Annotated in this window: 6 tRNA genes; all 6 read right to left on the minus strand. The window is 50.5% G+C overall.

Features of this window, described 5'->3' with window-relative positions:
• Position 1 precedes the first annotated feature (1 nt).
• The 6 genes from ACO9K6_RS20975 to ACO9K6_RS21000 all read right to left on the minus strand — a co-directional run bounded on the left by ACO9K6_RS20975 (position 2) and on the right by ACO9K6_RS21000 (position 528).
• Positions 2–76 (minus strand) — tRNA-Gly (locus ACO9K6_RS20975).
• A gap of 7 nt (positions 77–83) precedes the next feature.
• Positions 84–158, minus strand: a tRNA-Gln gene (locus tag ACO9K6_RS20980).
• Between the two features lie 29 nt (positions 159–187).
• Positions 188–263: transfer RNA gene (locus ACO9K6_RS20985), tRNA-His, on the minus strand.
• 18 nt (positions 264–281) lie between these two features.
• Positions 282–355 (minus strand) — tRNA-Trp (locus ACO9K6_RS20990).
• Between the two features lie 9 nt (positions 356–364).
• Positions 365–449, minus strand: a tRNA-Tyr gene (locus tag ACO9K6_RS20995).
• 3 nt (positions 450–452) lie between these two features.
• Positions 453–528 (minus strand) — tRNA-Thr (locus ACO9K6_RS21000).
• Between the last annotated feature and the right edge of the window lies 1 nt (position 529).

The following is a 529-nucleotide window of genomic DNA, read 5'->3' on the forward strand; positions in this document are numbered from 1 at the left end:
ATGGAGCGGAAGACGGGAATCGAACCCGCGACCCTCGCCTTGGCAAGGCGATGCTCTACCGCTGAGCCACTTCCGCATAAAAATGGCTGGGGATTCAGGGATCGAACCTGAGAATGACGGAGTCAAAGTCCGTTGCCTTACCGCTTGGCTAATCCCCAACAATTATTTTAAAACTCGTTTTTTAAAATGGGGCGGACGAGGGGAATTGAACCCCCGAATGTCGGATCCACAAACCGATGCGTTAACCACTTCGCCACGACCGCCACGTTCAAATATTCAATTGGCAGGGGCAGCAGGAATTGAACCCACACCAAAGGTTTTGGAGACCTTTGTTCTACCTTTAAACTATGCCCCTAAGGTAAACTGGTGGAGGATGATGGATTCGAACCACCGAACTCAGAGAGAGCAGATTTACAGTCTGCCGTGTTTAGCCACTTCACTAATCCTCCATGTGGTGCCGTCGAGAGGACTTGAACCCCCAACCTACTGATTACAAGTCAGTTGCTCTACCAGTTGAGCTACAACGGCA

Origin of the sequence: Paenibacillus praedii, from assembly GCF_049725345.1 — a bacterium.
Lineage (GTDB): Bacteria > Bacillota > Bacilli > Paenibacillales > Paenibacillaceae > Pristimantibacillus.